The following is a 25548-nucleotide window of genomic DNA, read 5'->3' as shown; positions in this document are numbered from 1 at the left end:
GGTATGGGAGCATGCGTATACGCTATTTTACGCCCATGCTTATACCCAATACGTATATAAGCAAATAAAGACTAAGTAGTTTGGAATAAAGCTGGAGTTTATTACCATTGTGGCCAGTTGGGGATACTTTGTAAGTCAGCCCGGGTGCTAGCCAGGAAGATTATTTAGGAACGATATGTATCAATACGATCAATACGACCATCTCATCGTGCGTGAGCGCATCGCCCAGTACCGCGACCAGGTACGCCGCCGCCTCGCCGACGAGTTGACCGAAGCTGAATTCCTGCCGCTGCGCTTGCAGAACGGCCTGTACATGCAGCGTCACGCCTACATGCTGCGTATCGCCGTGCCATACGGCTTGTTGGCAAGTAAGCAAATGCGCATGTTCGCGCACATCGCGCGCAAGTACGACCGCGGCTATGGCCACTTCACCACCCGCCAGAACATCCAGTTCAACTGGGTCGAACTGGAACAGACGCCGGACATCCTGGCCGACCTGGCTTCCGTGGAAATGCACGCGGTCCAGACCTCGGGCAACTGCATCCGTAACGTGACGTCCGACGAATACGCCGGCGTGGCAGCCGATGAAATCATCGATCCGCGCCCGTACGCGGAAGTGCTGCGCCAGTGGTCGACGTTCCACCCGGAATTCATCGCCCTGCCGCGCAAGTTCAAGATCGCCATCAATGGCGCCAAGGAAGACCGCGCCGCCATCGCCGTGCATGACATCGGCCTGACCGTGGTGCACAACGAAGCGGGCGAGATCGGCTTCAAGGTCATGGTCGGCGGCGGCATGGGCCGTACCCCGATCCTGGGTACGGTGATCCGCGAATTCCTGCCGCGCGAACACTTGCTGACGTATATCGAAGCCGTGATGCGCGTGTACAACCAGTACGGCCGCCGCGATAACAAGTACAAGGCCCGTATCAAGATCCTGCTGAAAGCCGTTGGCGCCGAAGAATTCACGCGCCAGGTGGAAGAAGAATGGGTCGACCTGAAAGATACGGCGCAGACCTTGACCCTGGAAGAAATGGAGCGCGTGATCGCTTACTTCCAGCCGCATCCGTACAAGGAGCTGGCCAACATCGAGCAGACGGAAGCCGCGTCGAACAAGGCGTTCGGCAACTGGCTCAAGCGTAACGTCAAGGCGCACAAGCAGCCGGGCTACGCTGTCGTCGTGCTGTCGCTGAAGAAAACCGGCGTGCCGCCGGGCGACGCGACCGCCGAACAGATGGACTTCATGGCCGACCTGGCGGACCGCTACAGCTTTGGCGAACTGCGCATCACCCACGAACAAAACGTGGTGCTGGCCGACGTCGAGCAATCGAAACTGTTCGCGCTGTGGCAGGAAGTCAAGGCACATGGCCTGGCAACGCCGAACATCGGCCTGCTGACCGACATGATCTGCTGCCCTGGCGGCGACTTCTGCTCGCTGGCCAATGCGAAATCGATCCCGATCGCGGCCGCCATCGCGGAACGCTTCGACGACCTGGACTACCAGCACGACATCGGTGAAATCGAACTGAACATCTCCGGCTGCATCAATGCCTGCGGTCACCACCACGTGGGCAACATCGGCATCCTGGGTGTCGATAAGGATGGCAGCGAATGGTATCAAGTGTCGATCGGCGGCGCGCAAGGCAACCACTCCGCTATCGGCAAGATCATCGGACCGTCGTTCTCCGCGCTGCAAATGCCGGAAGTGATCGGCCGCCTGCTGCAGGTGTACGTCAAGGAACGCGTCGAAGGCGAACGCTTCGTCGACACCGCCCAGCGCCTGGGCATCGCGCCATTCAAGGAATTTGTATACGCCACGCCGATCACCGATGCCGGCCGCCTGGTAGGAGAAGATGAATATGTCTAACCAAATCATTAAAAACCGCGAAATCGTCAGCGACGACTGGTTCGTCCTGCGTGCCGAGGAAGGCCAGGAAGCGGCGCTGCTGGAAGTGCCTGCCGGTAAAGTCATCGTGCCGCTGGCCACCTGGCTGGCGCAGCACGAAGAATTGGCCATCCGCGCCCAGACCGGCCAGATCGGCGTCTGGTTCGCCAGCGACGAGCGTCCGGAAACCCTGCGCGGCCAGTTCGGTAACTTCGCCGTCGTGGCCGTGGATTTCCCGAAATTCACCGATGGCCGCGGCATGTCGATCGCCTACAACCTGCGCATGCGCCTCGGCTACACGGGTGAATTGCGCGCCATCGGCGACGTGCTGCGCGACCAGCTGTTCTCGATGAGCCGCGTCGGCTTCAACGCCTTCGCCACCCGCCCGGACCGCAGCATCGAAGACGCGCTGAAAGGCTTGTCGGACTTCTCGGAAACGTACCAGGCGTCCGTCGACCAGAAACTCCCGCTGTTCCGCCGCCATCAGCGCAGCGTGCCAGCGGAAACCCTGGACGTTGGCGCCGGCATCTAAGCGAGAGACCACCATGAGCGATTTGAATACCCTGGTGGCCGCCACGACGGCCACGCTGGAACGTATTGCCCGCGATTTCACGCCGGCTGTGTTTGCCTCCAGCCTGGCAGCCGAAGACATGGTGCTGACCGACCTGATCCTGAAGAATAAGTTGCCAATTGGCATTTTTTCCCTGGAAACGGGCCGTTTGCATCCGGAAACCCTGGCCATGGTCGACAAGGTCAAGGAAGTGTACGGTTACGACATCGCGTTGTACCGTCCCGACACGGCGGCGGTCGATGCGTATGTGGCGAACAACGGCTTGAACGCGTTTTACGACAGTGTCGACATGCGCCGCGAATGCTGCCGCATCCGCAAGGTCGAGCCGCTGAAGCGCGCCCTGGCCGGCAACAAGGCGTGGGTCACGGGCCAGCGCCGCGCGCAATCGGCCACCCGCACCTCGCTGATGGTGGAAGAAGACGATCCAGCCCACTTCATGACCAAGTTTAATCCGCTGGCGGACTGGTCTGAGCAAGACGTCTGGGACTATATCAAGAGCAACAACGTGCCGTACAATGCACTGCATGACCAAGGCTTCCCGTCGATCGGCTGCGCGCCCTGCACGCGCGCCATCGAGCCTGGCGAAGATGTGCGTGCGGGCCGCTGGTGGTGGGAAAACCCCGAATCCAAGGAATGCGGCTTGCACGTCGTCGATGGCAAACTGGTACGCATCAAATCCGTGAATGCCTGAATCCCAGGTACGCCACAGAAAACAATAGGTACAGAAAAATGAATACTGTAGTTGACCGTTACGCATCGACCATCGGCCTGTCCGAAGTCAATGCAGCCCACCTGGATGCACTGGAATCCGAAGCGATCCACATCATGCGTGAAGTGGCCGCAGAATGCTCCAATCCTGCCCTGCTGTTCTCCGGCGGCAAGGATTCCGTGGTGCTGCTGCGTATCGCAGAAAAAGCTTTCCGCCCAGGCAAGTTCCCATTCCCGCTGGTGCACGTGGACACCGGCCACAACTTCCCGGAAGTCATCACCTTCCGCGACAAGCGCGTGGCGGAACTGGGCGAGCGCCTGATCGTGGGTTCGGTGGAAGACTCCATCAAGAAAGGCACCGTGCGCCTGCGTAACCCGCAAACGGATTCCCGTAACGCGGCGCAGGCCGTGACCCTGCTGGAAACCATCGCCGAACACGGCTTCGACGCCTGCATCGGCGGCGCCCGCCGCGATGAGGAAAAAGCCCGCGCCAAGGAACGTATCTTCTCGTTCCGCGATGAATTCGGCCAGTGGGACCCGAAAGCCCAGCGCCCGGAACTGTGGGACCTGTATAACACCCGCGTGCACCCGGGTGAAAACATGCGCGTGTTCCCGATCTCGAACTGGACCGAGCTGGACGTTTGGCAATACATCGCCCGCGAACGCCTGGAACTGCCGCCGATCTACTTCGCGCACGAGCGCCAGGTGATCCCGCGCAATGGCTTGCTGGTGCCGCTGACCGACCTGACCCCTGCCCGCGAAGGCGAAACGGTGGAAACGCAAGTGGTGCGCTTCCGCACCGTGGGCGATATTTCGTGCACCTGCCCGGTGTCGTCCGACGCGGAAACGGTGGAAGCGATCATTGCGGAAACCGCCGTCACCGACGTGACCGAACGCGGCGCCACCCGGATGGACGACCAGACCTCCGAAGCTTCCATGGAAAAACGTAAAAAAGCAGGGTACTTCTGATGAACGCACTGAATGAAAATCTGTCGCAGCACAGCTTGCTGCGCTTCATTACCGCCGGCTCCGTCGATGACGGCAAGAGCACGCTGATCGGCCGCCTGCTGTTCGACAGCAAGGGCATTTTCGCCGACCAGCTGGCCGCGGTATCGCGCGCCAAGAACAAGCGCACCGTGGGCGACACCATCGACCTGTCGCTGCTGACGGACGGCCTGGAAGCCGAGCGCGAACAGGGCATCACCATCGACGTGGCTTACCGCTATTTCGCCACGCCGAAGCGCAAGTTCATCATCGCCGACACGCCGGGCCACGAGCAGTACACCCGCAACATGGTGACAGGCGCCTCCACCGCGGACGCCGTGATCATCCTGGTCGACGTATCGAAAGTCAAATTGCGTGAAGACGGCGGCGTCGACCTGCTGGTCCAGACCAAGCGCCACTCCACCATTGCCCACCTGCTGCAGATCGAGCACGTGATCGTGGCCGTCAACAAGATGGACCTGGTGAACTACGACCAGGCCATTTATGACCGCATCGTCAAGGCTTACCAGGAATTCGCCCAGACGCTGGGCCTGAAAGACATCACCACCATCCCGCTGTCCGCACTGACGGGCGACAACGTGGTGGAAGCCGGCGGCAACATGCCGTGGTACCAGGGTCCGACCTTGATCGACTTGCTGGAAGGCTTGTCGGTGTACGACGAAGCGCACCAGTCGCCATTCCGCTTCCCGGTGCAACTGGTGGCGCGCCACAACGGCCACGAAGCCAACGACTTCCGCGGCTACATGGGCCGTATCGAAGCGGGCAGCGTGAAAGTCGGCGACAAGCTGGTGGTGCAGCCTTCGGGCGTGGAAGCCACCGTGAAGGAAATCGTCACGTTCGACGGCAACCTGCAATCGGCATCGGCCGGCCAGTCCGTCACCATCCTGCTGGAAGAATACCGCGACATCTCGCGCGGCGACGTGCTGTCGGCGGCGGATGCACCGGCGACCTTGCTGAAAAACGTGCAAGCCGACGTGTGCTGGCTGTCCGAAGATGCGCTGGACGTGCGCCGCAAGTACTGGATCAAGCACGGCACCAAGCAAACCATGGCCAAGGTCACCAAGGTCGAGTCGCTGCTGGACATCAATACCCAGCAACGCAGCGAAGCCGAGACCCTGAAGCTGAACGACGTGGCGCGCATTGCGCTGACCGTGCAGCAGCCGCTGGCCGCCGACGATTACACGGCCAGCCGCGCCACCGGCGCCTTCATCCTGATCGATGAAGTGACCCACCAGACGGTTGCTGCGGGCATGATCCGCATCGCCGGATAAGGGGCCATTGTCGATGGGCCTCCCCGGCAAGGTCTACCTGGTTGGCGCCGGCCCCGGCGCTCAGGACTTGATCACCTTGCGTGGCGCCACGCTGCTGGCGCAAGCCAATATCGTGCTGCATGACGCACTGGTGACCGGGGAGATGCTGGAACTGTGCCCGCAAGCCGTCAAGGTTTCCGTGGGCAAGCGCTCCGGCCAGCGTTCGATGGCGCAGGACGCCATCAATGAACAACTGGTGGCGGCAGCGCGGCAATACGAACTGGTGGTCCGTCTCAAAGGCGGCGACCCGATGCTGTTCGGCCGCGCCGATGAAGAGTTGCGCGCGCTGGAAGCAGCCGGCATCGACGTCGAAGTGGTGCCCGGCATTACCACCGCCGTGGCGGCAGCCGCCGCCACCAAACAGCCACTGACCAAGCGCGGCATCGCCCGCAGCGTGGCCTTCTTTACGTCGTCCACCGCGCCGGAACACGCTGCCAGCACCGTCATGCCGGACAGCGACACGCTGGTCCAGTACATGGGCGGCCGCGAAGCGCTGATCACGGCCGAGCGGTTGCTGGCGCAAGGGCGCCGTCCGCAAACACCCGTGGTCGTGATTGAAAATGTCAGCCGCGCCGATCAAAACATCCTGCGCATGACGTTGGCCGACCTGGCGCAAGGCCTGGCGGTGGCGCATGGTCCCGTGCTGGTGATGGTGGGTGAAGCAATGGCGCAACGTCCAGGACATCCTGACGACGATCCGGTGCCCTGAAAACTTGCCTTTGAATCAATAATCACGTGTAATGGGGTTTTCCGCTTCCGCGAAAACCCATGCGCCTTATTCCCTTCTCCACGCTGGCCATGGCCGCCGGCCTCGCCTTCGCCCAAGCGCCAGAGGCGCCACTGTCTTCCCTGCCCTACACGCCTGGCCTCGATGTCGGCGCGATGGACCGCAACGTGGATCCTTGCGAAGACTTTTACCAGTACAGCTGCGGCGGCTGGATGCGCAACAACCCGATTCCCGGCGACCAGAGCGCGTGGAGCGTGTACGCCAAGGTAACGCAGGATAACCAGCGCTATCTGTGGGGTATCCTGGCATCGCTGGCGGAGCGGAACAGTGGACAGGAAGGACGCAGCGCGAACCAGCAAAAGCTCGGCGATTATTTTTACGCCTGCATGGACGAAGCCACGATCGAAGCGCGGGGCGCCGCGCCGCTGCAACCCTACCTGGCGAAAATCGCCGCGCTGCCATCGAAGCAGGATTTGCCGGTACTGCTTGCCACCTTGCACCGTGAACTCAGCGCCGGCATCCTGCTGAGCTTTGGCGCGGGCCAGGACATGGCGGATGCGACACAAACCATTGCGTACGCGGGCATCGCCAATGCGGGTTTGCCGGACCGCGATTACTACCTGAAAACGGACCAGCGGTCGAAGGAGATGCGGCGGCAATACGTGGCGCACGTGGCCCGCTCGCTGCAACTGGCCGGCGTGGCGCCGGCCGCCGCCAAACGGCAGGCCGACGCAATCCTGCGGCTGGAAACCGCGCTGGCGAAAGCTTCGCTGTCGCGCGTGGAGCAGCGCGATCCCTATAAACTGTTCCACAAGACAGACCGCAAGGGCTTGCAACAGCTGACGCCATCGTTTGCATGGGATACCTATTTGTCGGCCATGGGCCAGGGCAGCCTGGATACGTTCAACGTGTCGCAACCGGCCTACCTGAAGGCGCTGGAACGGCAATTGCAAAAGGCGCCGCTGGACGATATCAAGGCGTACCTGGCGTGGCAAACCACGCGCGCCATGTCGCCTTACCTGTCCCGCGCCTTCGACGACGAGAGCTTCGGCTTCTACAGGAAGACGCTGCTGGGGGTGCCGCAACAGCAGCCGCGCTGGAAACGCTGCGTGCAACAGGTCGACCAGCAACTGGGCGAAGCGCTGGGCCAGGAATTCGTGGCGCGCGCCTTCAGCCCGGACCTGAAAGAACGCGTGCAGCACATGACGAAGAAAATCGAAGAAGCCATGGCGCGCGACATCGATGAATTGAAATGGATGGGCAGCGACACCAAAGCCCGCGCCCGTGAAAAGCTGCACGCGGTGGCCAACAAGATCGGCTATCCCGACCAGTGGCGCGATTACAGCCACTACGCGGTGGCGCGCAACGATTACGCGGCCAACGTGGTCAATGGGGCCGCGTTTGAAACGCGGCGCCAGATGGGCAAGATCGGCAAGCCGCTGGACCGGGGCGAATGGGAAATGACGCCGCCCACGGTCAACGCGTATTACAACGCGCAAATGAACGACATCAATTTCCCGGCCGGCATCCTGCAGCCGCCCCTGTACGACGCGAAAATGGATGCCGCGCCTAACTACGGCAACACGGGCGGCACCATCGGCCATGAATTGATCCACGGCTTTGACGACGAAGGCCGCCAGTTCGATGCCCAGGGTAATTTGAAAGACTGGTGGGGCAAGAAGGACGCGGCCGCATTCAACCAGCGGACGCAGTGCATCACGGACCAGTATGCACAATACACGGTGGTCGACAACATCAAGATCAACAGCAAGCTCACGCTGGGCGAGGATGCGGCGGACCTGGGCGGCCTGTTGCTGGCGTGGATGGCGTGGAAGTCCGATATCGCCGGGCTGAACCTGGAAAACCGCGACGGGCTGACGCCGGAACAGCGCTTCTTTGTCGGCTATGCGCAGTGGACGTGCGAAAGCCAGCGCCCCGAACGCTTGCGCGTCAATGCCGCCACCGATCCCCATTCGCCGGGCAAGTACCGCGTCAATGGCGTGGTGGTCAACATGCCGGAGTTTGCCAGGGCGTTTGCCTGCAAGCCGGGGCAGGCGATGGTGAAACCGGCGGGCAAGGTATGCCGAGTGTGGTGACCTGATAAAATATCGCCTTCGATTTTTCAGGAGGTCACATGCAGCAGCCCAACGAAGTATTTGAACGCGCCCGCCAGGCCCGCGAGGAAGGCCGTTTCCAGGATGCGCTGAAGGACCATCTGTGGCTGCACGAACATGCGCTGGACGTGTCGCCGGAATGGAATGGCGTGCGCCTGTCGTTTGCGCTGCGCGACTGGATTTACCTGGCAGAGCAATTCCCCGCGGCCCGCACGGCGCTGCAGGCGATCCGCGACCGCGAATCGGCGCGCATGCTGGGTGGCGGCGCCACCGTCGAACGGTTCCGCGAAATCGCGTCGATCAATGAAGCGCTGGGCGAAGTGCCGGCCACGCACCAGTTGTTCCTCGCGCTCGACGCGGTCGACGCCAGCGTGGCGGAACAGTGCGCGGAACTGGCCATGAATGCGCTGGTCAAGTGCGAAGACTTCCAGCTGGCCCGCCGCTTCCTGGCGTCGCCGGAACAGCGCATTGCGCAACTGGCGGAACGCCTGAACGGCGCGGCCGAAGCCTTGGCCAGCCAGCCGGCGTCGGCGGCGCCGACCTTGCTGGCGTTTGTGCTGAACTATGCGAAGGAAGTACGGCTGGTGCTGGCCGTGCTGCGCGGCATGGACGAGAATGACGAAGCGGACAACATGAAGAAAGCCGCGCTGGAACAGATCCGTTCCGACGGCTTGCGCGCCATTATGCAGCGCGAGCTGGATAACCCGGGATCGACGCTGGCGGCCATGGCCAAACAGCAGGAGCAGGACGGCGACGCATGAACGGCATGGCGGCTTTGCCTTCGGCAAAACCGCCCTACGGGTTTGAGGGCATCGCTCCGACGCAGTAGTCGGCCATCGCATTGAGGACATCGGGCGCCTCGCCTACCGCCGTCGCGACTGTAAACGCTATCTGCGGGTACTTCGCTTTCAACTCATCCACCATCACCGGCAAATCGCGCAACACGTGCCCGCCCTGCCCCAGGAACACGGGCACCAGCGCGACTTCCACCACGCCCTCTGCCGCCAGCTGATCGACCCGCTCCGGCAGGCGCGGCGACATCAATTCAAGGAACGCCAGCGACACGTCGACGTCCGGCAGGCGCGCCTGCGTCAGGGTACGCAAGCGCTCGAACGGCGCGGCCCAGCCCGGGGCGCGGGCGCCGTGGGCAAACAAAATCATTGCACGCGCAATCATCATGCACTCTCCATTTAATGCCGTTCCATCCAATACAGGGCCCCGATCGCCAGCATCAGGTACACGATCGACGGCGCCGCCGCCGTCATGATCGGCGGCCACGTCGACAACAGGCCGATGTGGGAGAACAGCGTGTTGACCAGCATGAAGCTCACGCCAATCATGACGCCGATGAAGATCTTCAGGCTGACGCCGCCGCTGCGTGTATGCAGGTAAGCGAACGGCAGCGCCAGCGCCATCAGCACGAAGATCGCCAGCGGGTCGATCATTTTTTTCCAGAACGCGATCTTGAAGCGGTCGGTTTCCTGCTTGTTTTCCGCCAGGTGGCGCGTGTAGACCGCCAGTTCATTGGCCGACATGCGTTCCGGATCGCGGCGCGACACTTGCAGGATTTTCGGCGTGATCTCGGAAACAAAGTCGCGCGTTTCCACTTTCACGGTTTCAATCATGCTGGTTTCCTGGCCAAAGTGATTGGCCGCCGTCGCCACGCCGCCCGATGCCGCCAGACCCGGGTTGCTGAAACGGGTTTCCGTCACGTCATACAGCCGCCACACGCTGTTGCCCTGGAACGTGGCGGTCTTTGCCTGGATCAGCAAGCGCATGCGGAAGCTGTTGTCGAACTCGTACAGTGTGACGCCCGACAGATTGCCGTCCGGCCGCGCTTCGCGCACATTGAAGAAACGCGAGCCCTGGACGTCACCCGACAAGCCATTGCTCTTGATGATGTCCTTGGTCCACAGGCCGGAGCGGAACTCCGCCGCCACTGCGGCGCCCTTGACCGACATCTTGACCTTTTCCGCCACCGGCGCCGTGCGCGGCACGACCAGTTCACCGAGGATGTAGGCCACCGCCACGATCACCACACCGACGCGGAACAGCATGCCCGCGGCGCGGCGCGTCGACATGCCGGCCGCGCGCATGATGGTGAATTCCGACGACGACGCGAATTGCGCCATCGTATAAATCGTGCCGATCAGCGCGGCCACCGGCAGTACGCGGTAGATCCGCTCCGGCAGCAACAGCGCCACGTACAGGAAGGCGTGCTGGATACCGTAACCGCCCTTGCCGACGTCCGGCAACTCGCCGGTCAGATCGAAGAATGCCGCCAGCCCCAGCAAGGCCAGCAGGCAGAACGCCACCGCCTGCGCGATCGACGACGCGAAATACCGTTGCAGCACCGTCATTGCGCACCGCCTTTCGTGCGGGCCTGGGCGCCGCTGTGCTTGAAGCGGGCCCACATGGCGCGCGGGTGGTAGCGGTGATTGACATTGGCGCGCCACGCGAACAGGCCCAGCACCACCAGCAGGATCAGCACGTGCAGTGGCCACCACGCCATGCCGAATACATATTTACCCTGCTTGACGCTGGCTTCGAAGACCTTGACCAGGTTCTGGTAGCCGAAGAACACCAGCAGCGCGACGATCAGGTTGGCCGAACTGCCCGCGCGGGGATTGACGAAGCCCAGTGGAATGGCCAGCAACAGCAGCAGCGCGCACATGATGGGAATCGACAGGCGCCACAGGATTTCAGCCTGCGCAAACGGTCCCGGCGTACGCAGCAATTCGCTGCTCGGCATGGCTTCGACCTTTTGCTCGGTCGCGTTGACCGCTTCCTGGCTGGCCACGCGCATGCTGTACTTTTCAAATTCCATGGTCTGGAATTCCGGGCTGCCCGGTATGCCCTGGTAGCGGCGGCCGTTCTTCAATTCCAGGAAGCGCGTGCCGTCCGGCGCCGTCGTGATCGAACCTTCCTTGGCCACCACGATGGCGGTGCCCTTTTCATCGACCGTGTTGACGAACACGTTGTGCACCACGGCCGTCTGGCCGGACACGCCTTCGACAAAGAAGATGCGGTTGCTCGAGGCGGATTCGCGGAACTGGCCCGGCGACACTTGCTGCAAGTCTTCGCGCTTCTGGAAACGGTCCGTGTATTCAATGCTCTTTTGCTTGGCCCATGGCGTCGCATAAAACGCCAGCAGCGCCGTCAGCAGCACGATCGGCATGCCGAATGTCAGCACCGGGCGGATCCAGCGCGTCAGGCTCAGGCCGGACGCAAACCACACCACCATTTCGGACTCGCGGTAACTGCGCGTGACGACCATCAGTACAGAAATAAAGCTGGTGAGGATCAGTACTGTTGGCAGATAATTCAGGGCTGCGAACGCAAGCAGCGCGATGACGTCTTCGGACGCCACTTTACCGCCGGCGGCTTTGCCGAGGATGGTGATCAGGGTCCAGGTGACGCTGATGGAGAACAGTACCGTGAAGGTGGCCCCGGCCGCACTCGCCAGCTCGCGTTGAAGGGCACGATGAAAAATCATTCGAAAGTTATAATTCGGTCGGTAAAAATTAGTCGCAGGCAAAAGCCACAAGCCGATGCGCGCGTCTCAAGCCGTCATTAACCAATACAGGCCGGACAGTAAAACACCGCAACATCACGGAGAAATCTAATGGACTTTAGCATAAAAGCATTCGACGCCAAAAACACCATCACGTCCGCCAAGACCGGCTGCGTGGCTGTCGGCGTCTATGAAAACAAGAAGCTGACCGCCGAGGCAAAAGCCCTGGATGGCAAAGGCGAAATCACCGCCGCGCTGAAGTCCGGTGACATCACCGGCAAGGCCGGCACCACCCTGCTGCTGCGCGGCGTACAAGGCGCACAAGCCGAACGCGTACTGCTGGTGGGCCTGGGCTCCGATGAATCCGTCAGCGAAAAAAGCTTCGCCTCCGGCGTGCAAGCCGCGATCAAGGTATTCTCCACCCTGGGCGCAGCGGACGCCATTATCGCATTACCACTGACCGAAGTGAAAGACCGCGATACCGCGTGGGCCATCCGCGCCGTGGTACAGGCAGGCCGCGAAGCCATTTACCGCACCGATACGCAAAAGAGCAAGAAAGACCCGGCTTATGCGGGCGTGAAGAAACTGGCGCTGGCCGTACCGAACAATGCCGCCACCAAGACCGCGCTGGCGCAAGCCATCGCGATTGCCAACGGCATGGAACTGACCAAGGACCTGGGCAACCTGTCGGCTAACGTCTGCACCCCGACTTACCTGGCCAACACCGCCAAGAAGCTGGCCAAGGACTACAAGTTTGAAGTGGAAATCCTGGACCGCAAACAACTGGAAGCACTGAAGATGGGCAGCTTCCTGTCCGTCACGGCAGGTTCCGAGCAGCCGCCGAAGTTCATCGTGCTCAAGCACAAAGGCGGCAAGGCCAAGGATGCGCCGGTGGTCCTGGTCGGCAAAGGCATCACGTTTGACACGGGCGGCATTTCCATCAAGCCCGGCGCTGGCATGGATGAGATGAAATACGACATGTGCGGCGCCGCATCCGTGCTGGGCACCTTCCGCGCCATCGGCGAGATGGGCCTGGAACAAAACGTCATCGGCATCGTGGCGGCCTGCGAAAACATGCCGTCCGGCCGCGCCACCAAGCCGGGCGACATCGTCACGTCGATGAACGGCCTGACCATTGAAATCCTGAACACGGACGCCGAAGGCCGCCTGATCCTGTGCGACGCGCTGACCTACGCCGAGCGCTTCAACCCGGCCGCCGTGATCGATATCGCGACCTTGACGGGCGCCTGCATCGTGGCGCTGGGCCACCACCACAGCGGCGTGTTCGCGCGCGACGACGACGCCGGCAACAAGCTGGCCGACGCCCTGCAAGCGGCCGGCAAGGCCACCGGCGACACCGCATGGCGCCTGCCGATCGGCGAACAGTACAACGAACAACTGAAGTCGAACTTCGCCGACCTGGCCAATATCGGTTCGCCGGGCGGCGCATCGTGCACGGCGGCGGCGTTCCTGGAAAACTTCACCCGCAAGTACGCATGGGCGCACGTGGACATCGCCGGCACCGCATGGAAGTCGGGCGCAGCAAAAGGCGCCACAGGCCGTCCGGTACCATTGCTGGCTACGTACCTGCTGAATCGCTGAAAAGAGGCTCCAGGACGTTAAAAAAGGCGCTGCGGCGCCTTTTTTTATCGTCAGTACACTACGCGCCCTTCGGGCGGCGCATAACGGGGATCCGGCGCATCCTGCCGCAGCACCACGGTCAGGGTCGCGGGATAATCAAAGCCCCGCCCCGTTTCACGGTCCAGCTTGTTCCCCAGCCCTGCCGTGAACACGTAATTGCCCCACAGCGTGCGGTCCTGACGCGCACCGACCAGTTCATCCGATGCGGCGCCATCCTTGCGGCAATCGACGCGCAGCGGCCCCGCCGCCTTCTTCACGGTGACTTTGGCCGGCGTCATGACAAACCAGCGCCCGGCCGCATTCGACAGCACGCAGCCGACGCCATCGACCGGCTTGTAGTCGAGCACCGCCTGTACCAGCAGGGTTTGGTTGGAAGACTGGGTCAGGGTGCCGCACCCGGCAAGCAAAGCCGATGCGGCCAATGGGCCCCAGACGGCCCACGATAACAAGCGTGACATGATGGCCTCAGCGGCGGACGGGCACCGGCAGGCTGGCCGGCACAGGCACGGCGGTCACGCTGTTTTTCGGGCTGCCATCGACCAGGCGGTCCGAATACACGAGGTAGACCAGCGCGTTGCGCTTCACATCCACCATGCGCACCACCCGTACATGCTTGAAAAAGACGGACGCGCGCTCGGTGAATACTTCCTCCTGCAACGGCAGCGGCGCGCTGAACTTGAGTTCGCCCACCTGGCGGCACGCGACGGAAGCATCGGCCTTGTCCTCGGCCAGCCCGATGGCGCCTTTGATGCCACCGGTTTTCGCACGGGAGAGATAGCAGCTGACGCCCGCGACGCGCGGGTCGTCAAAGACGTCGACCACGATCTTGTGATCGGGGCCGATCAATTTGAAAGCCGTATCCACCGAACCAATGGTTTCGGCCGGAACGGCGGCGGCAAGCCCCCACAGCAGCGCCGCGGCGGCTGGTTGCCAAAGGCGCATACGCGAGCGCATCAGCGCTCGGCCGCCTTGCTGTCGGTTTTACGCATGGAGGCGCTAGCTGCCGGCTGCGGCTCGGAACCCGACCGCAGGTTTTGAATCACCTTGCGGATGTCTTCCATGCCGGACTCCCCGTCCAGGCTCATAAACGCGGCCAGGACTTCATTGAGTACCTGGTTACGCACGGCAGCCTGGTCCTGTTCAATCACAGGAGGACGCTGTCCGCCGGCGCGTGCCACTGCGGGCTTTTCAGCTACATCTTTCGCAGCTGTCTTGCGTCCCGCAGGCGCCTTGCCATGCTCCAGCGCCGCTTGCCAGATTACCCAGCGGCGTTGCGTTTCAAAGACCAGATATTCTTCCGGTTTGTCTTCGCGGCGGCGGACGATGTGTCCGTCACGCTGCGCCCATGCTTCGAATGCAGATCGCATTTTAGTCCTTTACCAATGCTTCACGCATGAATTCACTGTTTAACAACTATTTCCCAATAGTACCATTTCTTGACGCACCACAACACAAATGTCTCAAAAATGTTACTCAAGGAAAAATCGAGTTCCTACCCAGACAACTATCAGTATATTTCCCTTTTCGGCATCCGTTTATGGAATCTTAGTACCAATTTGATAACTATGAAGCATTAACGGCAATTTTTTTTATTCTTGTTACATTTTGCAACACGTTTCGTCGCTTGAGACGCACAGACGGGCTGTTTGTCCAGCACGTATAATGCCGTCCCAGAGAAAAACTTGCCAACACGATAGGATTCCCCGATGAAATTAGCCACCTGGAATGTGAATTCCCTTAACGTTCGCCTGCCCCATGTCCTGAAATGGCTGCAAGAAAACCCGGTCGACGTTCTGTGCATCCAGGAAACCAAGCTAACCGATGACAAGTTTCCCCTGGCCGCGATCCAGGAAGCCGGCTACCACGTCGTGTTTTCCGGCCAGAAAACCTATAACGGCGTCGCCATCCTGTCGAAACACGCGATCGAAGACGTGGTGGTCAACAATCCCCATTACGAAGACGTGCAACAGCGCATCCTGGCCGCCACCATTGCCGGCATGCGCATCGTATGCGCCTACGTGCCGAATGGCCAGGCGGTCGGCACCGATAAGTATGAATACAAGCTGGGCTGGCTGAAATCGTTCCGCGACTGGCTGGAAGCGGAAGCGGCGATCCATCCGAACCTGGCAGTGCTGGGCGACTACAACATCGCGCCGGACGACCGCGACGTGCACGACCCGGCCGCCTGGGCCGACCAGGTGCTGTGCTCGGTACCGGAGCGCACCGCGCTGCAAGCGCTGTTCAGCCTGGGCCTGTGCGATTCGTTCCGCCTGTTCGAGCAGGCCGACAAGACGTTCAGCTGGTGGGATTACCGCATGCTGGGCTTCCAGAAGAACAAGGGCTTGCGCATCGACCATATCCTGCTGTCGGCGCCACTGGCCAAGCGCTGCGTGTCGTGCGTGGTGGACCGGGCGCCGCGCAAGTGGGAACAGCCGTCCGACCACGCGCCGGTGGTGGCCACCCTGGGCGATTAAGCGGCGGCCCGCCGTTCCAGCAGGTGTACCGCGTTCTGGCGCGGTACGGGCTGCGAAAACAGGTAGCCCTGCGCATACTGGCACCCCTGCCCCTGCAACAGCGCAAACTGCCCTTCCGTTTCCACCCCTTCGGCCACCACGGATAATTGCAGGCTGTCCGACAGTGCAATGATGGCGGCCACGATGGCGCGGTCTTCCGCGCTCTCTTCCAGGTCCTTGATGAAGGCCCGGTCGATCTTGATTTTCTTGACGGGGAACCGCTTCAGGTAAGCCAGGCTGGAATAGCCGGTGCCGAAATCGTCGATCGACAGCCGGATCCCCATCGCGTTGATCTGCCCCAGGATTTCCATCGTGTGCTCGCCGTGCTGCATCAGCGCGGTTTCCGTGATTTCGAATTCGATCATCGACGGATCGATGCCCGTTTCATCGAGGATGCGGCGGATCGAATCCACCAGCCCGCGGTGCATGAACTGGCGCGGCGACAGGTTCACCGCCAGCGGCACCGGCTCCAGCCCCATGCGCTGCCATTCCATGCTTTGTTCGCACGCGCGCCGCATCACCCATTCGCCGATCGGCACAATCAAGCCGTTTTCCTCGATGAGGGGAATGAAGCTGTCCGGCATCACCAGGCCCTGGGCCGGGCGCCGCCAGCGCAGCAGCACCTCCATCGTGTGCACGCGGCGCGTGGCGATATCGATAATCGGCTGGAAATGCAGTTCGAACTGGCCCAGCGCCAGCGCGCTGCGCAAACTGCTCTCCAGTTCGAAATGCTGGGCCGCCGCCAGGTTCATCTTTTGCGTGAAGAACTGGTAGTTGTTGCGCCCTGACGCTTTCGCGTGGTACATGGCGCCATCCGCGTGGCGCATCAGGGTTTCCACGTCCGTGCCATCGTCCGGATAAATGCAGATGCCGATCGATGGCGTAATGTGGAGCAGGCGCCCTTCCAGCGGGAAGGGCGCGGCCAGCGATTCAATGATTTTTTCGGCCACCCGCGCCGCTTCATCGGTGGAGCGGATGCCCGGCACCAGCACGACGAATTCATCGCCCCCCAGGCGCGCCACGGTGTCGCTGGCGCGCACCGCGCGGCACAGGCGGCTCGCCACTTCCTTCAGCAACTGGTCGCCCGTCAAATGGCCCAGCGAATCGTTGATGGTTTTAAAGCGGTCCAGGTCCAGGAACATGACGGCCAGGCGGCGGTCCGAGCGCTGGGCGGCCAGCATGGCGCGGTCCAGGCGGTCGGCCAGCAGCGCGCGGTTCGGCAAGCCCGTCAGGCTGTCGTGGTACGCCATGTGGTGCACGCGCGCCTCGGCCTGGCGCCGCTCCACGATTTCCCCCTGCAGCAGCGCGTTGGCGCCCGCCAGTTCCGCCGTGCGTTCCAGCACCCGCACTTCCAGTTCGTCGCGCGCCCGGATCAAAGCTTCGTCGGCCTCGCGCCGTTCCGTGATGTCATCGACCAGCCAGACCGAGCGCCCTTTCGGCTGCGACAAATCAAACGGGCGGCCCGACAGGCGCGCCCAGAAGCGGCTGCCATCCTTGCGCACCAGCAGGTGCTCGGACTTGTTGACGCGGCCCGCCTCGAAGTCGCGCGCGGTTTCCTGGCGCGCCGCATCCCACGACGACAGGTCGGCATAGAAAGCCTGCACGCTGAGGTTGGCCATGTCGCCCGGCCCATAGCCGAACAGCTCTTCCATCTTGCGGTTGCAGCGCAGGTTGTAGCCGTTTTCGCAGACGGAAATCCCCAGCACGGCGGAATCGAGAATGGCTTCGTTTTCCAGCAGCGCATTGCGCAGCGATTCTTCCGCCAGCTTGTGTTCCGTGCGGTCTTCCACGATCCAGATCGTGCCCTGGCTGGGGTCGTCCGGATTGACCACATAAGCGATCAGCTGGGCCCAGAACGTGGTGTCGTCCTTGCGCCGCATTTCCACTTCGGTCTGGAACGGTTTGCCGTGCGCCAGCAGTGGCCCGGCGGCGGCGCCCAGCTCTTCATACGCTTCCATCGACGGGTACAACGAATGTCCCGGCATGCCCAGGCCCTCGTCGCCGTCGTAGCGGAACATGTCGGCAAAGCCCCGGTTGTAGCGGGTGATGATGCGGTTCTTGGTAAACAGGATGGAAATCGACGCATTGGTCATGATGGCTTCGACTTCCATCTGCGTCTGGCGCGACTTCGTGATGTCTTCCATGATCCAGATGGTGCCGCCATCCTTCACCTGGCTGACGGCCTGCGCCCGCACGCGGCACCAGATCAGCGAGCCGTCCTTGTGCCGGAATTGCATTTCCTTCTTCTCGAACGGCAAACCTGCCCCAAGCACCGGCCCCGCTTCCGCGCCGAACTTGACATACACCTCCGGCGACACGAACAGTTCCACCGCCGGGCGTCCGTACATCTCTTCACGGGTATAGCCGAACATGTCGGCAAAACGCGGATTGCAGGTCAGCATGCAGCGCTGCTTGGTGAACAGGATGCCGACCGATGCATTGTCGAGGATGGCGCGCTGTTCCAGCACCAGTTGCTGCATCGATTCTTCCGCTTCCTTCTGCTCGGTGATGTCTTCAATGATCCACACCGTCCCTTCCGTCATGTCGGACGGGTCGAGTGCGCGGCCGTAGACGCGGGCCCAGAACAATTCACCGCCGTTGCGGCGCAACTGGGTCTCCGTGCGGAAGGAAACGCCCTGCTCCATCAGCGGGCGCGATGCCTCGATCAGCTCGATGCGCGCTTCTTCGCTGGGGTACAGGATATTGCCGTTCTCCCCTTCCAGCTCATGGCGCGCATAGCCGAACATTTCCGCCGCGCGGATATTGCACTCGAGGATAGCGCCGGCCTTGCCAAAAATAATGCCGACCGCCGCGTTTTCCAGGATCGCCTGCTGTTCCAGCAATGCCTTGCGCAGCGCGCGCTGGTCGCGCTGGAATACGCCGATATCGTGGAACACCAGCATCGCGCCGCCAGGCAGTACGCCCGCCGGCAGCGGCTTCAGGCGGGCTTGCACCGCCACATACTGGCCGTCGCTACGGGCGAGGCAGCTTTCCCACTGGCGCGGCGCTCCCAGCGCCAGCGCCTGCGTCAATTGGGCCTGGCTATCGGCCTGCACGTGGCGCGCCCACAAGTCCGCCAGCATGCGGCCGGCCTGCGGTTGCGCCAGCAGCGCATCCAGTTCTTCGCTGGCCGCCACGATCCTGCCTTCCGCATCGCACGCACAGGCGGGCAACCCCGCCAGTTGCAGGGCGAAGGCCACGGATTCAGGATGGGGGGGAACAGCGTTCATTAACACCTGGGCGCCTTGTAAAAAACGCCACCCATCAGGATCAGGCAGCGTCGTTGCCAGATCATAACCACAAACCCGGGCTTATGCCACCGCAGGGTTCCGACTGCCCCCTCTAAACGGCAGAAAGCCCGGTTCCGCAAGGGCCGGACCGGGCTTTCTTACAACACGTGTGAGAATGTCACGCTACGTCGCCACCACGTTTGTGGTTTAAATGACATCACCCGGAACACGCACCCAGCCTTCCATCAGCACCCGCGCGCTGCGGCTCATGATGGCCTTTTTCACCGTCCACTCGCCACCTTCCTGCTGCGCCTGCGCACCAACCCGCAACGTGCCCGATGGATGGCCGAAACGCACGGCTTCGCGCTGGCCGCCGCCGGCGGCCAGGTTCACCAGGGTGCCGGGAATCGCCGCCGCCGTGCCGATCGCCACGGCGGCCGTGCCCATCATCGCGTGGTGCAGCTTGCCCATCGACAGTGCGCGCACCAGCAAATCCACGTCGCCCGTGCCGACCTGCTTGTCGCTGGACGACGCGTACGCTTGCGGCGGTGCGACAAACGCGACTTTCGGCGTGTGCTGGCGTTGGGCCGCTTCGTCCACGTTCGAAATCAGGCCCATGCGCACGGCGCCATGCGCGCGGATGGTTTCAAACATGGCCAGCGCTTTCGCGTCGCCATTGATGGCCTCCTGCAATTCCGTGCCCGTGTAGCCGATGGCGTCCGCGTTGACGAAAATCGTGGGAATACCGGCATTGATCATCGTGGCTTTCAGCGTGCCGACGCCAGGCACTTCCAGGTCGTCGACCAGGTTCCCGGTCGGGAACATGGAACCACCGCCGCCCTCTTCTTCCGCCGCAGGATCCATGAATTCCAATTGCACTTCGGCTGCAGGGAACGTCACGCCATCGAGCTCAAAACCACCCGTTTCCTGCACGGCGCCATCGGTCATCGGCACGTGCGCAATGATGGTCTTGCCGATATTGGCTTGCCAGATGCGCACCACGGCCACGCCGTTGGCCGGCACGCGCGCCGCATCGACCAGGCCGCCGCTGATGGCAAACGCGCCCACTGCAGCCGACAGGTTGCCGCAATTGCCGCTCCAGTCCACGAACGGCTTGTCGATCGACACCTGGCCGAACAGGTAATCGACGTCATGTCCGTCACGCGTGCTTTTCGACAGGATCACGGCCTTGCTGGTCGACGACGTGGCGCCGCCCATGCCGTCGATCTGCTTGCCGTACGGGTCCGGGCTGCCGATCACGCGCAGCAGCAAGGCGTCGCGCGCCGCGCCCGGCACTTGCGCGGCTGGCGGCAAGTCTTGCAGGCGGAAGAACACACCCTTGCTGGTGCCGCCACGCATGTAGGTGGCGGGGATTTTGATTTGTGGTTGAGCCATTATTCATCCGTTCAATTAAATCCGTAGGGCGGTTTGGCGCCAGCCAAGCCGCCCTACGTGAGCGTACGCTGTCGGTCAGGCAGCTTTAGCGTTGGCCAGGAAGTCCTGTGCAAAGCGCTGCAACACACCGCCCGCCTCATAAATCGACACGTCTTCCGACGAATCCAGGCGGCACGTCACCGGCACTTCCACCCGCTCGCCATTCCTGCGGTTGATCACCAGCGTCAAGGTGGCGCGCGGTGCGCGATCACCGATGACGTCGAACGTTTCCGTGCCATCAATGCCCAGGGTCAACCGGTTGACACCCGGCTTGAATTCCAGCGGCAGCACGCCCATGCCCACCAGGTTGGTGCGGTGGATGCGTTCGAAGCCTTCGGCCACGATCACTTCCACGCCCGCCAGGCGTACGCCCTTGGCAGCCCAGTCGCGCGACGAACCCTGGCCATAATCCGCGCCGGCAATCACGATCAGCGGCTGCTTGCGGTCCATGTAGGTTTCGATGGCTTCCCACATGCGGGTGACTTTGCCTTCCGGTTCAACGCGGGCCAGCGAGCCGGCCTTCACTTTGCCATCCGCATCGCGCACCATCTCGTTTTTCAAGGTCGGGTTGGCGAACGTCGCGCGCTGCGCCGTCAAGTGGTCGCCGCGGTGCGTGGCGTACGAGTTGAAGTCTTCTTCCGGCAAGCCCATCTTGTGCAGGTATTCGCCTGCCGCCGAATCCATCATGATCGCGTTCGACGGCGACAGGTGGTCGGTCGTGATGTTATCGCCCAGTACGGCCAGCGGACGCATGCCTTTCAACGCACGCTCGCCAGCCAGCGCACCTTCCCAATACGGCGGACGGCGGATATAGGTCGATTGCGGGCGCCAGTCATACAGCGGCTCCGCCTGTTCCTGCGCCTGGCCGCTGCGGTCGAACATCGGGATATACACCTTGCGGAAGTGGTCCGGCTTCACGGACGAGGCGACGATCGCATCGATTTCCGCGTCGCTCGGCCACAGGTCTTTCAGCGTAATGGCCTTGCCATCGGCATCCGTCCCCAGCACGTCCTTCTCGATGTCGAAACGGATCGTGCCGGCAATCGCGTACGCCACCACCAGCGGCGGCGAAGCCAGGAAAGCCTGCTTCGCGTACGGATGGATACGGCCGTCGAAATTGCGGTTACCGGACAGCACGGCAGTCGCGTACAGGTCGCGCTCCACCACTTCCTTCTGGATCACCGGGTCCAGCGCGCCGGACATGCCATTGCACGACGTGCACGCATACGCGACCACGCCAAAGCCCAGCTTTTCCAGCTCAGGCATCAAGCCCGCTTCCTCCAGGTACAGCGTGACTGCCTTGGAGCCTGGGGCCAGCGACGACTTCACCCACGGCTTGCGCAGCAAGCCCGCCTTGTTGGCATTGCGCGCCAGCAGGCCGGCGGCAATCATGTTGCGCGGGTTATTCGTGTTGGTGCAGCTGGTAATCGCGGCGATGATGACAGCGCCATCCGGCATCAGGCCCGGCTCGTTTTCCACCTTGCCGGAAATGCCGGCTTTCGCCAGGTCGCTGGTCGCCACGCGCTTGTGCGGGTTCGACGGGCCGGCGATGTTGCGCACCACGGTCGACAGGTCGAACGTCAATACGCGCTCGTATTCGGCGCCGGCCAGCGCATCGGCCCACAGGCCGGTTTCCCTGGCGTAGGTTTCCACCAGCGCCACGGTGGCGTCTTCGCGGCCCGTCAGCTTCAGGTACTTGATGGTCTGCTCGTCGATGTAGAACATCGCGGCGGTGGCGCCGAATTCCGGCGCCATGTTGGAAATCGTCGCGCGGTCGCCCAGGGTCAGGCTGGCGGCGCCTGCGCCGTAGAATTCCAGGTAAGCCGATACCACTTTTTCCTTACGCAAAAATTCCGTCAGCGCCAGCACGATGTCGGTGGCGGTGATGCCTTCCTGCGCCTTGCCCGTCAGTTCGACACCGACGATGTCCGGCAGCCGCATCCACGATGCGCGGCCCAGCATCACGGTTTCCGCCTCCAGGCCACCGACGCCGATGGCGATCACGCCCAGCGCATCGACCATCGGCGTGTGCGAATCCGTGCCCACCAGCGTGTCCGGATACGCGACACCGTCGCTCACCTGGATCACCGGCGACATGCGTTCCAGGTTGATCTGGTGCAGGATGCCATTGCCCGGCGGGATCACGTCGACGTTGCGGAACGCCTTTTTGGTCCAGTTGATGAAGTCGAAGCGGTCTTCGTTACGGCGGTCCTCGATGGCGCGATTCTTGTTGAACGCGTCCGGATCGAAACCGCCGCACTCCACGGCCAGCGAGTGGTCGACCACCAGCTGGGTCGGCACCACGGGGTTGACCTTGGCGGGGTCGCCGCCCTGCTCCGCGATGGCGTCGCGCAAACCGGCCAGGTCGACCAGCGCGGTCTGGCCCAGGATGTCGTGGCACACCACGCGTGCGGGGAACCACGGGAAGTCCAGGTCGCGCTTGCGCTCGATCAGCTGCGACAGCGAAGCATTCAAGGTCGCGGGATCGCAGCGGCGCACCAGGTTTTCAGCCAGCACGCGCGACGTGTAAGGCAGGCCGTCCCAGGCGCCCGGCTTGATCGCATCGACCGCGGCGCGCGCATCGAAGAAATCGAGCTTCGTGCCCGGCAGCGCCTTACGGAACGCAGTATTCATGGTGCTCATTATTTACGGTCCTTCAGTGGCACGAATTGCAGGTCGTCCGGGCCCACGTAGTTGGCGCTTGGGCGGATGATCTTGTTGTCGATGCGCTGCTCGATGATGTGCGCGGCCCAGCCGGACGTGCGCGAGATGACGAACAGCGGCGTGAACATGGCGGTCGGCACGCCCATCATGTGGTACGACACGGCGGAGAACCAGTCCAGGTTCGGGAACATCTTCTTGATTTCCCACATTACCGATTCCAGGCGTTCGGCGATATCGAACATCTTGGTGGAGCCGGCTTCCTCGGACAGGTTGCGCGCCACTTCCTTGATCACCACGTTGCGCGGGTCGGAAATGGTGTACACCGGGTGGCCGAAGCCGATCACGACTTCCTTGTTTTCCACGCGGCGGCGGATGTCCGCTTCCGCTTCGTCCGGATTTTCATAGCGCTTCTGGATCTCGAATGCGAATTCGTTGGCGCCGCCGTGTTTCGGGCCGCGCAGCGCGCCGATCGCGCCCGTCACTGCCGAGTAGATATCGGAACCGGTGCCGGCGATGACGCGGCTGGTGAAGGTCGACGCATTGAATTCATGTTCCGCGTACAGGATCAGCGACACGTGCATGGCCTTGACCCAGCTGTCAGACGGCTTTTCGCCGTGCAGCAGGTGCAGGAAGTGGCCGCCGATCGAATCGTCGTCGGTTTCCACGTCAATGCGCTTGCCATTGTGACTGAAGTGGTACCAGTACAGCAGCATCGAGCCGAACGAGGCCATCAGGCGGTCGGCGATGTCGCGCGCGCCCGGCACGTTGTGGTCGTCCTTTTCCGGCAGGGTGCAGCCCAGCACGGAGCAGCCGGTACGCATCACGTCCATCGGGTGGGCCGACGCCGGCAGGGCTTCAAGCGCGGCCTTCACCGATTGCGGCAAGCCGCGCAGCGACTTCAGTTTGCCCTTGTAGCCTTTCAGTTCCGCCGCGGTCGGCAGTTTGCCGTGCACCAGCAAGTAAGCGATTTCTTCGAATTCGCAGACGTTGGCGACATCGAGGATGTCGTAGCCGCGGTAGTGCAAGTCGTTGCCGGTCTTGCCGACGGAGCACAGCGCGGTATTACCGGCGGTCACGCCCGACAGGGCAACGGATTTTTTTGGCTTGAAGGTTGGGGCTTGTTCGGTCATGGTGGGCTCCTCTGTGTTTTACGTTTATTAGAATCAGGCTTTTTTGGCGGCAAACAGCGCGTCGAGCTTTTGCTCGAAGCTGTGGTAATTGATGCGCTCATACAGTTCGGCGCGGGTCTGCATGGTGTCGACCACGTTTTTCTGCGTGCCGTCGCGGCGCACCGCGTTGTAGACGTTTTCCGCCGCCTTGTTCATCGCGCGGAAGGCCGACAGCGGGTACAGCACGATGCCGACATCGGCGGTTTTCAGTTCGTCGACGGTAAACAGCGGGGTCGCGCCGAATTCCGTGATGTTGGCCAGGATCGGCACTTTCACGGCCTTGGCGAACTCCTTGTACATTTCCAGGCTGGTGATGGCTTCCGGGAAGATCATGTCGGCGCCCGCTTCCACGCACGCCACCGCGCGCTCGATGGCCGCTTCCAGGCCTTCCACTGCCAGCGCATCGGTGCGCGCCATGATGACGAAGTCGGAATCGGTCTTGGCGTCGACGGCGGCTTTCACGCGGTCGATCATTTCACCCTTCGACACGATTTCCTTGCCCGGACGGTGGCCGCAGCGCTTGGCGCCGACCTGGTCTTCAATGTGCACGGCGGCGGCGCCGGCCTTGATCATGGATTTCACGGTGCGCGCCACGTTGAAGGCGGACGAACCGAAACCGGTGTCGATGTCGACCAGCAGCGGCAAGTCGCAGACGTCGGTGATGCGGCGCACGTCGGTCAGCACGTCATCCAGGTTGGAAATGCCGAGGTCCGGCAGACCCAGCGAACCGGCCGCCACGCCGCCGCCCGACAGGTAAATCGCGCGGAAACCTGCGCGCTTGGCCAGCAGCGCATGGTTGGCGTTGATCGCGCCGATCACTTGCAGCGGCGATTCTTCTTCGACGGCTTTGCGGAACGCGGCGCCAGCGGAGTATTGGGTCATAGCTTACCTTTCAGGTGAAGTTGCATTGCCGTTCCTTACAGCAAACCCCGTGCCAGCGTTTTCGTAACCCCGTGAAACACCGCGAAATCAGACACTTATCGTGCCTCCCCGCTATGGCAAGGCCACGATAGCGCTCACTGAAACGTTTCAACTTGAAACACTGAAACGCGATTGAACTATAATT

At 62.2% G+C, this 25548-nt stretch carries 21 protein-coding genes; 10 read left to right on the top strand and 11 right to left on the bottom strand.

What is annotated here, in order from left to right; all coding sequences use genetic code 11:
* Positions 1 to 175 precede the first annotated feature (175 nt).
* From GJ700_RS21270 to GJ700_RS21235, 8 genes are read left to right on the top strand one after another with little or no spacing between them, the layout of a single operon-like run.
* Positions 176 to 1864: a nitrite/sulfite reductase gene (locus GJ700_RS21270; protein WP_154377611.1), complete on the top strand. Its 1689-nt coding sequence runs from the start codon at positions 176 to 178 to the stop codon at positions 1862 to 1864.
* Positions 1857 to 2414 carry a DUF934 domain-containing protein gene (locus tag GJ700_RS21265; protein WP_371868058.1) on the top strand — a complete coding sequence of 186 codons (558 nt, stop codon included), beginning with the start codon at positions 1857 to 1859 and terminating at the stop codon, positions 2412 to 2414. Before GJ700_RS21270 ends, GJ700_RS21265 begins: the two co-directional genes overlap by 8 nt.
* A gap of 13 nt (positions 2415 to 2427) precedes the next feature.
* Positions 2428 to 3144, top strand: coding sequence for a phosphoadenylyl-sulfate reductase (locus tag GJ700_RS21260; protein WP_154377608.1), 717 nt, complete (start codon positions 2428 to 2430; stop codon positions 3142 to 3144).
* A 38-nt stretch (positions 3145 to 3182) separates the two neighbouring features.
* Entirely contained in the window at positions 3183 to 4130 is a 948-nt protein-coding gene (gene cysD / locus GJ700_RS21255; RefSeq protein ID WP_154377606.1) for a sulfate adenylyltransferase subunit CysD, read from the top strand.
* A complete protein-coding gene (locus GJ700_RS21250; protein ID WP_154377604.1) occupies positions 4130 to 5437 on the top strand; it encodes a sulfate adenylyltransferase subunit 1 in 1308 nt (435 codons plus the stop codon). The genes cysD and GJ700_RS21250 overlap by 1 nt, the downstream gene beginning before the upstream one ends.
* A gap of 13 nt (positions 5438 to 5450) precedes the next feature.
* Positions 5451 to 6185, top strand: coding sequence for a uroporphyrinogen-III C-methyltransferase (gene cobA / locus GJ700_RS21245; RefSeq protein ID WP_154377654.1), 735 nt, complete (start codon positions 5451 to 5453; stop codon positions 6183 to 6185).
* A gap of 59 nt (positions 6186 to 6244) precedes the next feature.
* Positions 6245 to 8299, top strand: a complete 2055-nt coding sequence (locus tag GJ700_RS21240; protein ID WP_154377602.1) for a M13 family metallopeptidase — start codon at positions 6245 to 6247, stop codon at positions 8297 to 8299.
* 38 nt (positions 8300 to 8337) lie between these two features.
* Entirely contained in the window at positions 8338 to 9078 is a 741-nt protein-coding gene (locus GJ700_RS21235; protein WP_154377600.1) for a hypothetical protein, read from the top strand.
* A gap of 34 nt (positions 9079 to 9112) precedes the next feature.
* Here the strand turns inward: GJ700_RS21235 and GJ700_RS21230 are convergent, their stop codons facing one another.
* The 3 genes from GJ700_RS21230 to lptF are packed head-to-tail and all read right to left on the bottom strand — an operon-like array spanning position 9113 to position 11813.
* Positions 9113 to 9493 (bottom strand): sirohydrochlorin chelatase, encoded by a 381-nt coding sequence (locus tag GJ700_RS21230; RefSeq protein ID WP_154377652.1) that lies wholly within the window; start codon positions 9491 to 9493, stop codon positions 9113 to 9115.
* A 14-nt stretch (positions 9494 to 9507) separates the two neighbouring features.
* Positions 9508 to 10677, bottom strand: coding sequence for an LPS export ABC transporter permease LptG (lptG, locus tag GJ700_RS21225; protein ID WP_154377599.1), 1170 nt, complete (start codon positions 10675 to 10677; stop codon positions 9508 to 9510).
* Positions 10674 to 11813, bottom strand: a complete 1140-nt coding sequence (lptF, locus tag GJ700_RS21220) for an LPS export ABC transporter permease LptF (protein WP_154377597.1) — start codon at positions 11811 to 11813, stop codon at positions 10674 to 10676. Before lptF ends, lptG begins: the two co-directional genes overlap by 4 nt.
* A 129-nt stretch (positions 11814 to 11942) precedes the next feature.
* Here lptF and GJ700_RS21215 point away from each other — a divergent pair, with 129 nt between their 5' ends.
* A complete protein-coding gene (locus GJ700_RS21215; protein ID WP_154377595.1) occupies positions 11943 to 13433 on the top strand; it encodes a leucyl aminopeptidase in 1491 nt (496 codons plus the stop codon).
* A 50-nt stretch (positions 13434 to 13483) separates the two neighbouring features.
* Here GJ700_RS21215 and GJ700_RS21210 read toward each other — a convergent pair whose 3' ends face one another.
* From GJ700_RS21210 to GJ700_RS21200, 3 genes are read right to left on the bottom strand one after another with little or no spacing between them, the layout of a single operon-like run.
* Positions 13484 to 13930 carry a hypothetical protein gene (locus tag GJ700_RS21210; protein ID WP_154377593.1) on the bottom strand — a complete coding sequence of 149 codons (447 nt, stop codon included), beginning with the start codon at positions 13928 to 13930 and terminating at the stop codon, positions 13484 to 13486.
* Between the two features lie 7 nt (positions 13931 to 13937).
* A complete protein-coding gene (locus tag GJ700_RS21205; protein ID WP_229507147.1) occupies positions 13938 to 14414 on the bottom strand; it encodes a CreA family protein in 477 nt (158 codons plus the stop codon).
* Positions 14415 to 14425: 11 nt separating this feature from the next.
* Positions 14426 to 14839 (bottom strand): phiTE_015 family protein, encoded by a 414-nt coding sequence (locus GJ700_RS21200; protein ID WP_229507146.1) that lies wholly within the window; start codon positions 14837 to 14839, stop codon positions 14426 to 14428.
* Positions 14840 to 15178: 339 nt separating this feature from the next.
* On the opposite strand from GJ700_RS21200, the gene xth reads away from it, so the two are divergent.
* Positions 15179 to 15946: an exodeoxyribonuclease III gene (gene xth / locus GJ700_RS21195; protein ID WP_154377590.1), complete on the top strand. Its 768-nt coding sequence runs from the start codon at positions 15179 to 15181 to the stop codon at positions 15944 to 15946.
* Here the strand turns inward: xth and GJ700_RS21190 are convergent.
* The 5 genes from GJ700_RS21190 to prpB all read right to left on the bottom strand — a co-directional run bounded on the left by GJ700_RS21190 (position 15943) and on the right by prpB (position 25364).
* On the bottom strand, positions 15943 to 19215 hold the full coding sequence (locus GJ700_RS21190; RefSeq protein WP_154377588.1) for a bifunctional diguanylate cyclase/phosphodiesterase: 3273 nt from the start codon (positions 19213 to 19215) through the stop codon (positions 15943 to 15945). The genes xth and GJ700_RS21190 overlap by 4 nt on opposite strands.
* 207 nt (positions 19216 to 19422) lie before the next feature.
* Positions 19423 to 20610 (bottom strand): 2-methylaconitate cis-trans isomerase PrpF, encoded by a 1188-nt coding sequence (gene prpF, locus GJ700_RS21185; protein ID WP_154377586.1) that lies wholly within the window; start codon positions 20608 to 20610, stop codon positions 19423 to 19425.
* Positions 20611 to 20685: 75 nt separating this feature from the next.
* Positions 20686 to 23283 (bottom strand): Fe/S-dependent 2-methylisocitrate dehydratase AcnD, encoded by a 2598-nt coding sequence (gene acnD, locus GJ700_RS21180; RefSeq protein WP_154377651.1) that lies wholly within the window; start codon positions 23281 to 23283, stop codon positions 20686 to 20688.
* 8 nt (positions 23284 to 23291) lie between these two features.
* Entirely contained in the window at positions 23292 to 24443 is a 1152-nt protein-coding gene (gene prpC / locus GJ700_RS21175; RefSeq protein ID WP_154377584.1) for a bifunctional 2-methylcitrate synthase/citrate synthase, read from the bottom strand.
* A 33-nt stretch (positions 24444 to 24476) separates the two neighbouring features.
* The gene (prpB, locus tag GJ700_RS21170; RefSeq protein WP_154377582.1) at positions 24477 to 25364 is read right to left on the bottom strand and encodes a methylisocitrate lyase; all 888 of its coding nucleotides are present in this window, start codon (positions 25362 to 25364) and stop codon (positions 24477 to 24479) included.
* Positions 25365 to 25548 lie beyond the last annotated feature (184 nt).

This window comes from Pseudoduganella rivuli (assembly GCF_009674485.1).
Taxonomy (GTDB): domain Bacteria; phylum Pseudomonadota; class Gammaproteobacteria; order Burkholderiales; family Burkholderiaceae_D; genus Rugamonas; species Rugamonas rivuli_B.
Note: the sequence above shows the minus strand (reverse complement) of the source record. Positions and strands in the feature narration are given on the sequence as shown.

Bases quoted from the DNA above. Each gene is read 5' to 3' on its own strand.
- GJ700_RS21270 (WP_154377611.1), top strand. From the start codon at position 176: ATGTATCAATACGATCAATACGACCATCTCATCGTGCGTGAGCGCATC.
- GJ700_RS21265 (WP_371868058.1), top strand. From the start codon at position 1,857: ATGTCTAACCAAATCATTAAAAACCGCGAAATCGTCAGCGACGACTGG.
- GJ700_RS21260 (WP_154377608.1), top strand. From the start codon at position 2,428: ATGAGCGATTTGAATACCCTGGTGGCCGCCACGACGGCCACGCTGGAA.
- cysD (WP_154377606.1), top strand. From the start codon at position 3,183: ATGAATACTGTAGTTGACCGTTACGCATCGACCATCGGCCTGTCCGAA.
- GJ700_RS21250 (WP_154377604.1), top strand. From the start codon at position 4,130: ATGAACGCACTGAATGAAAATCTGTCGCAGCACAGCTTGCTGCGCTTC.
- cobA (WP_154377654.1), top strand. From the start codon at position 5,451: ATGGGCCTCCCCGGCAAGGTCTACCTGGTTGGCGCCGGCCCCGGCGCT.
- GJ700_RS21240 (WP_154377602.1), top strand. From the start codon at position 6,245: ATGCGCCTTATTCCCTTCTCCACGCTGGCCATGGCCGCCGGCCTCGCC.
- GJ700_RS21235 (WP_154377600.1), top strand. From the start codon at position 8,338: ATGCAGCAGCCCAACGAAGTATTTGAACGCGCCCGCCAGGCCCGCGAG.
- GJ700_RS21230 (WP_154377652.1), bottom strand. From the start codon at position 9,493: ATGATTGCGCGTGCAATGATTTTGTTTGCCCACGGCGCCCGCGCCCCG.
- lptG (WP_154377599.1), bottom strand. From the start codon at position 10,677: ATGACGGTGCTGCAACGGTATTTCGCGTCGTCGATCGCGCAGGCGGTG.
- lptF (WP_154377597.1), bottom strand. From the start codon at position 11,813: ATGATTTTTCATCGTGCCCTTCAACGCGAGCTGGCGAGTGCGGCCGGG.
- GJ700_RS21215 (WP_154377595.1), top strand. From the start codon at position 11,943: ATGGACTTTAGCATAAAAGCATTCGACGCCAAAAACACCATCACGTCC.
- GJ700_RS21210 (WP_154377593.1), bottom strand. From the start codon at position 13,930: ATGTCACGCTTGTTATCGTGGGCCGTCTGGGGCCCATTGGCCGCATCG.
- GJ700_RS21205 (WP_229507147.1), bottom strand. From the start codon at position 14,414: ATGCGCCTTTGGCAACCAGCCGCCGCGGCGCTGCTGTGGGGGCTTGCC.
- GJ700_RS21200 (WP_229507146.1), bottom strand. From the start codon at position 14,839: ATGCGATCTGCATTCGAAGCATGGGCGCAGCGTGACGGACACATCGTC.
- xth (WP_154377590.1), top strand. From the start codon at position 15,179: ATGAAATTAGCCACCTGGAATGTGAATTCCCTTAACGTTCGCCTGCCC.
- GJ700_RS21190 (WP_154377588.1), bottom strand. From the start codon at position 19,215: ATGAACGCTGTTCCCCCCCATCCTGAATCCGTGGCCTTCGCCCTGCAA.
- prpF (WP_154377586.1), bottom strand. From the start codon at position 20,610: ATGGCTCAACCACAAATCAAAATCCCCGCCACCTACATGCGTGGCGGC.
- acnD (WP_154377651.1), bottom strand. From the start codon at position 23,283: ATGAATACTGCGTTCCGTAAGGCGCTGCCGGGCACGAAGCTCGATTTC.
- prpC (WP_154377584.1), bottom strand. From the start codon at position 24,443: ATGACCGAACAAGCCCCAACCTTCAAGCCAAAAAAATCCGTTGCCCTG.
- prpB (WP_154377582.1), bottom strand. From the start codon at position 25,364: ATGACCCAATACTCCGCTGGCGCCGCGTTCCGCAAAGCCGTCGAAGAA.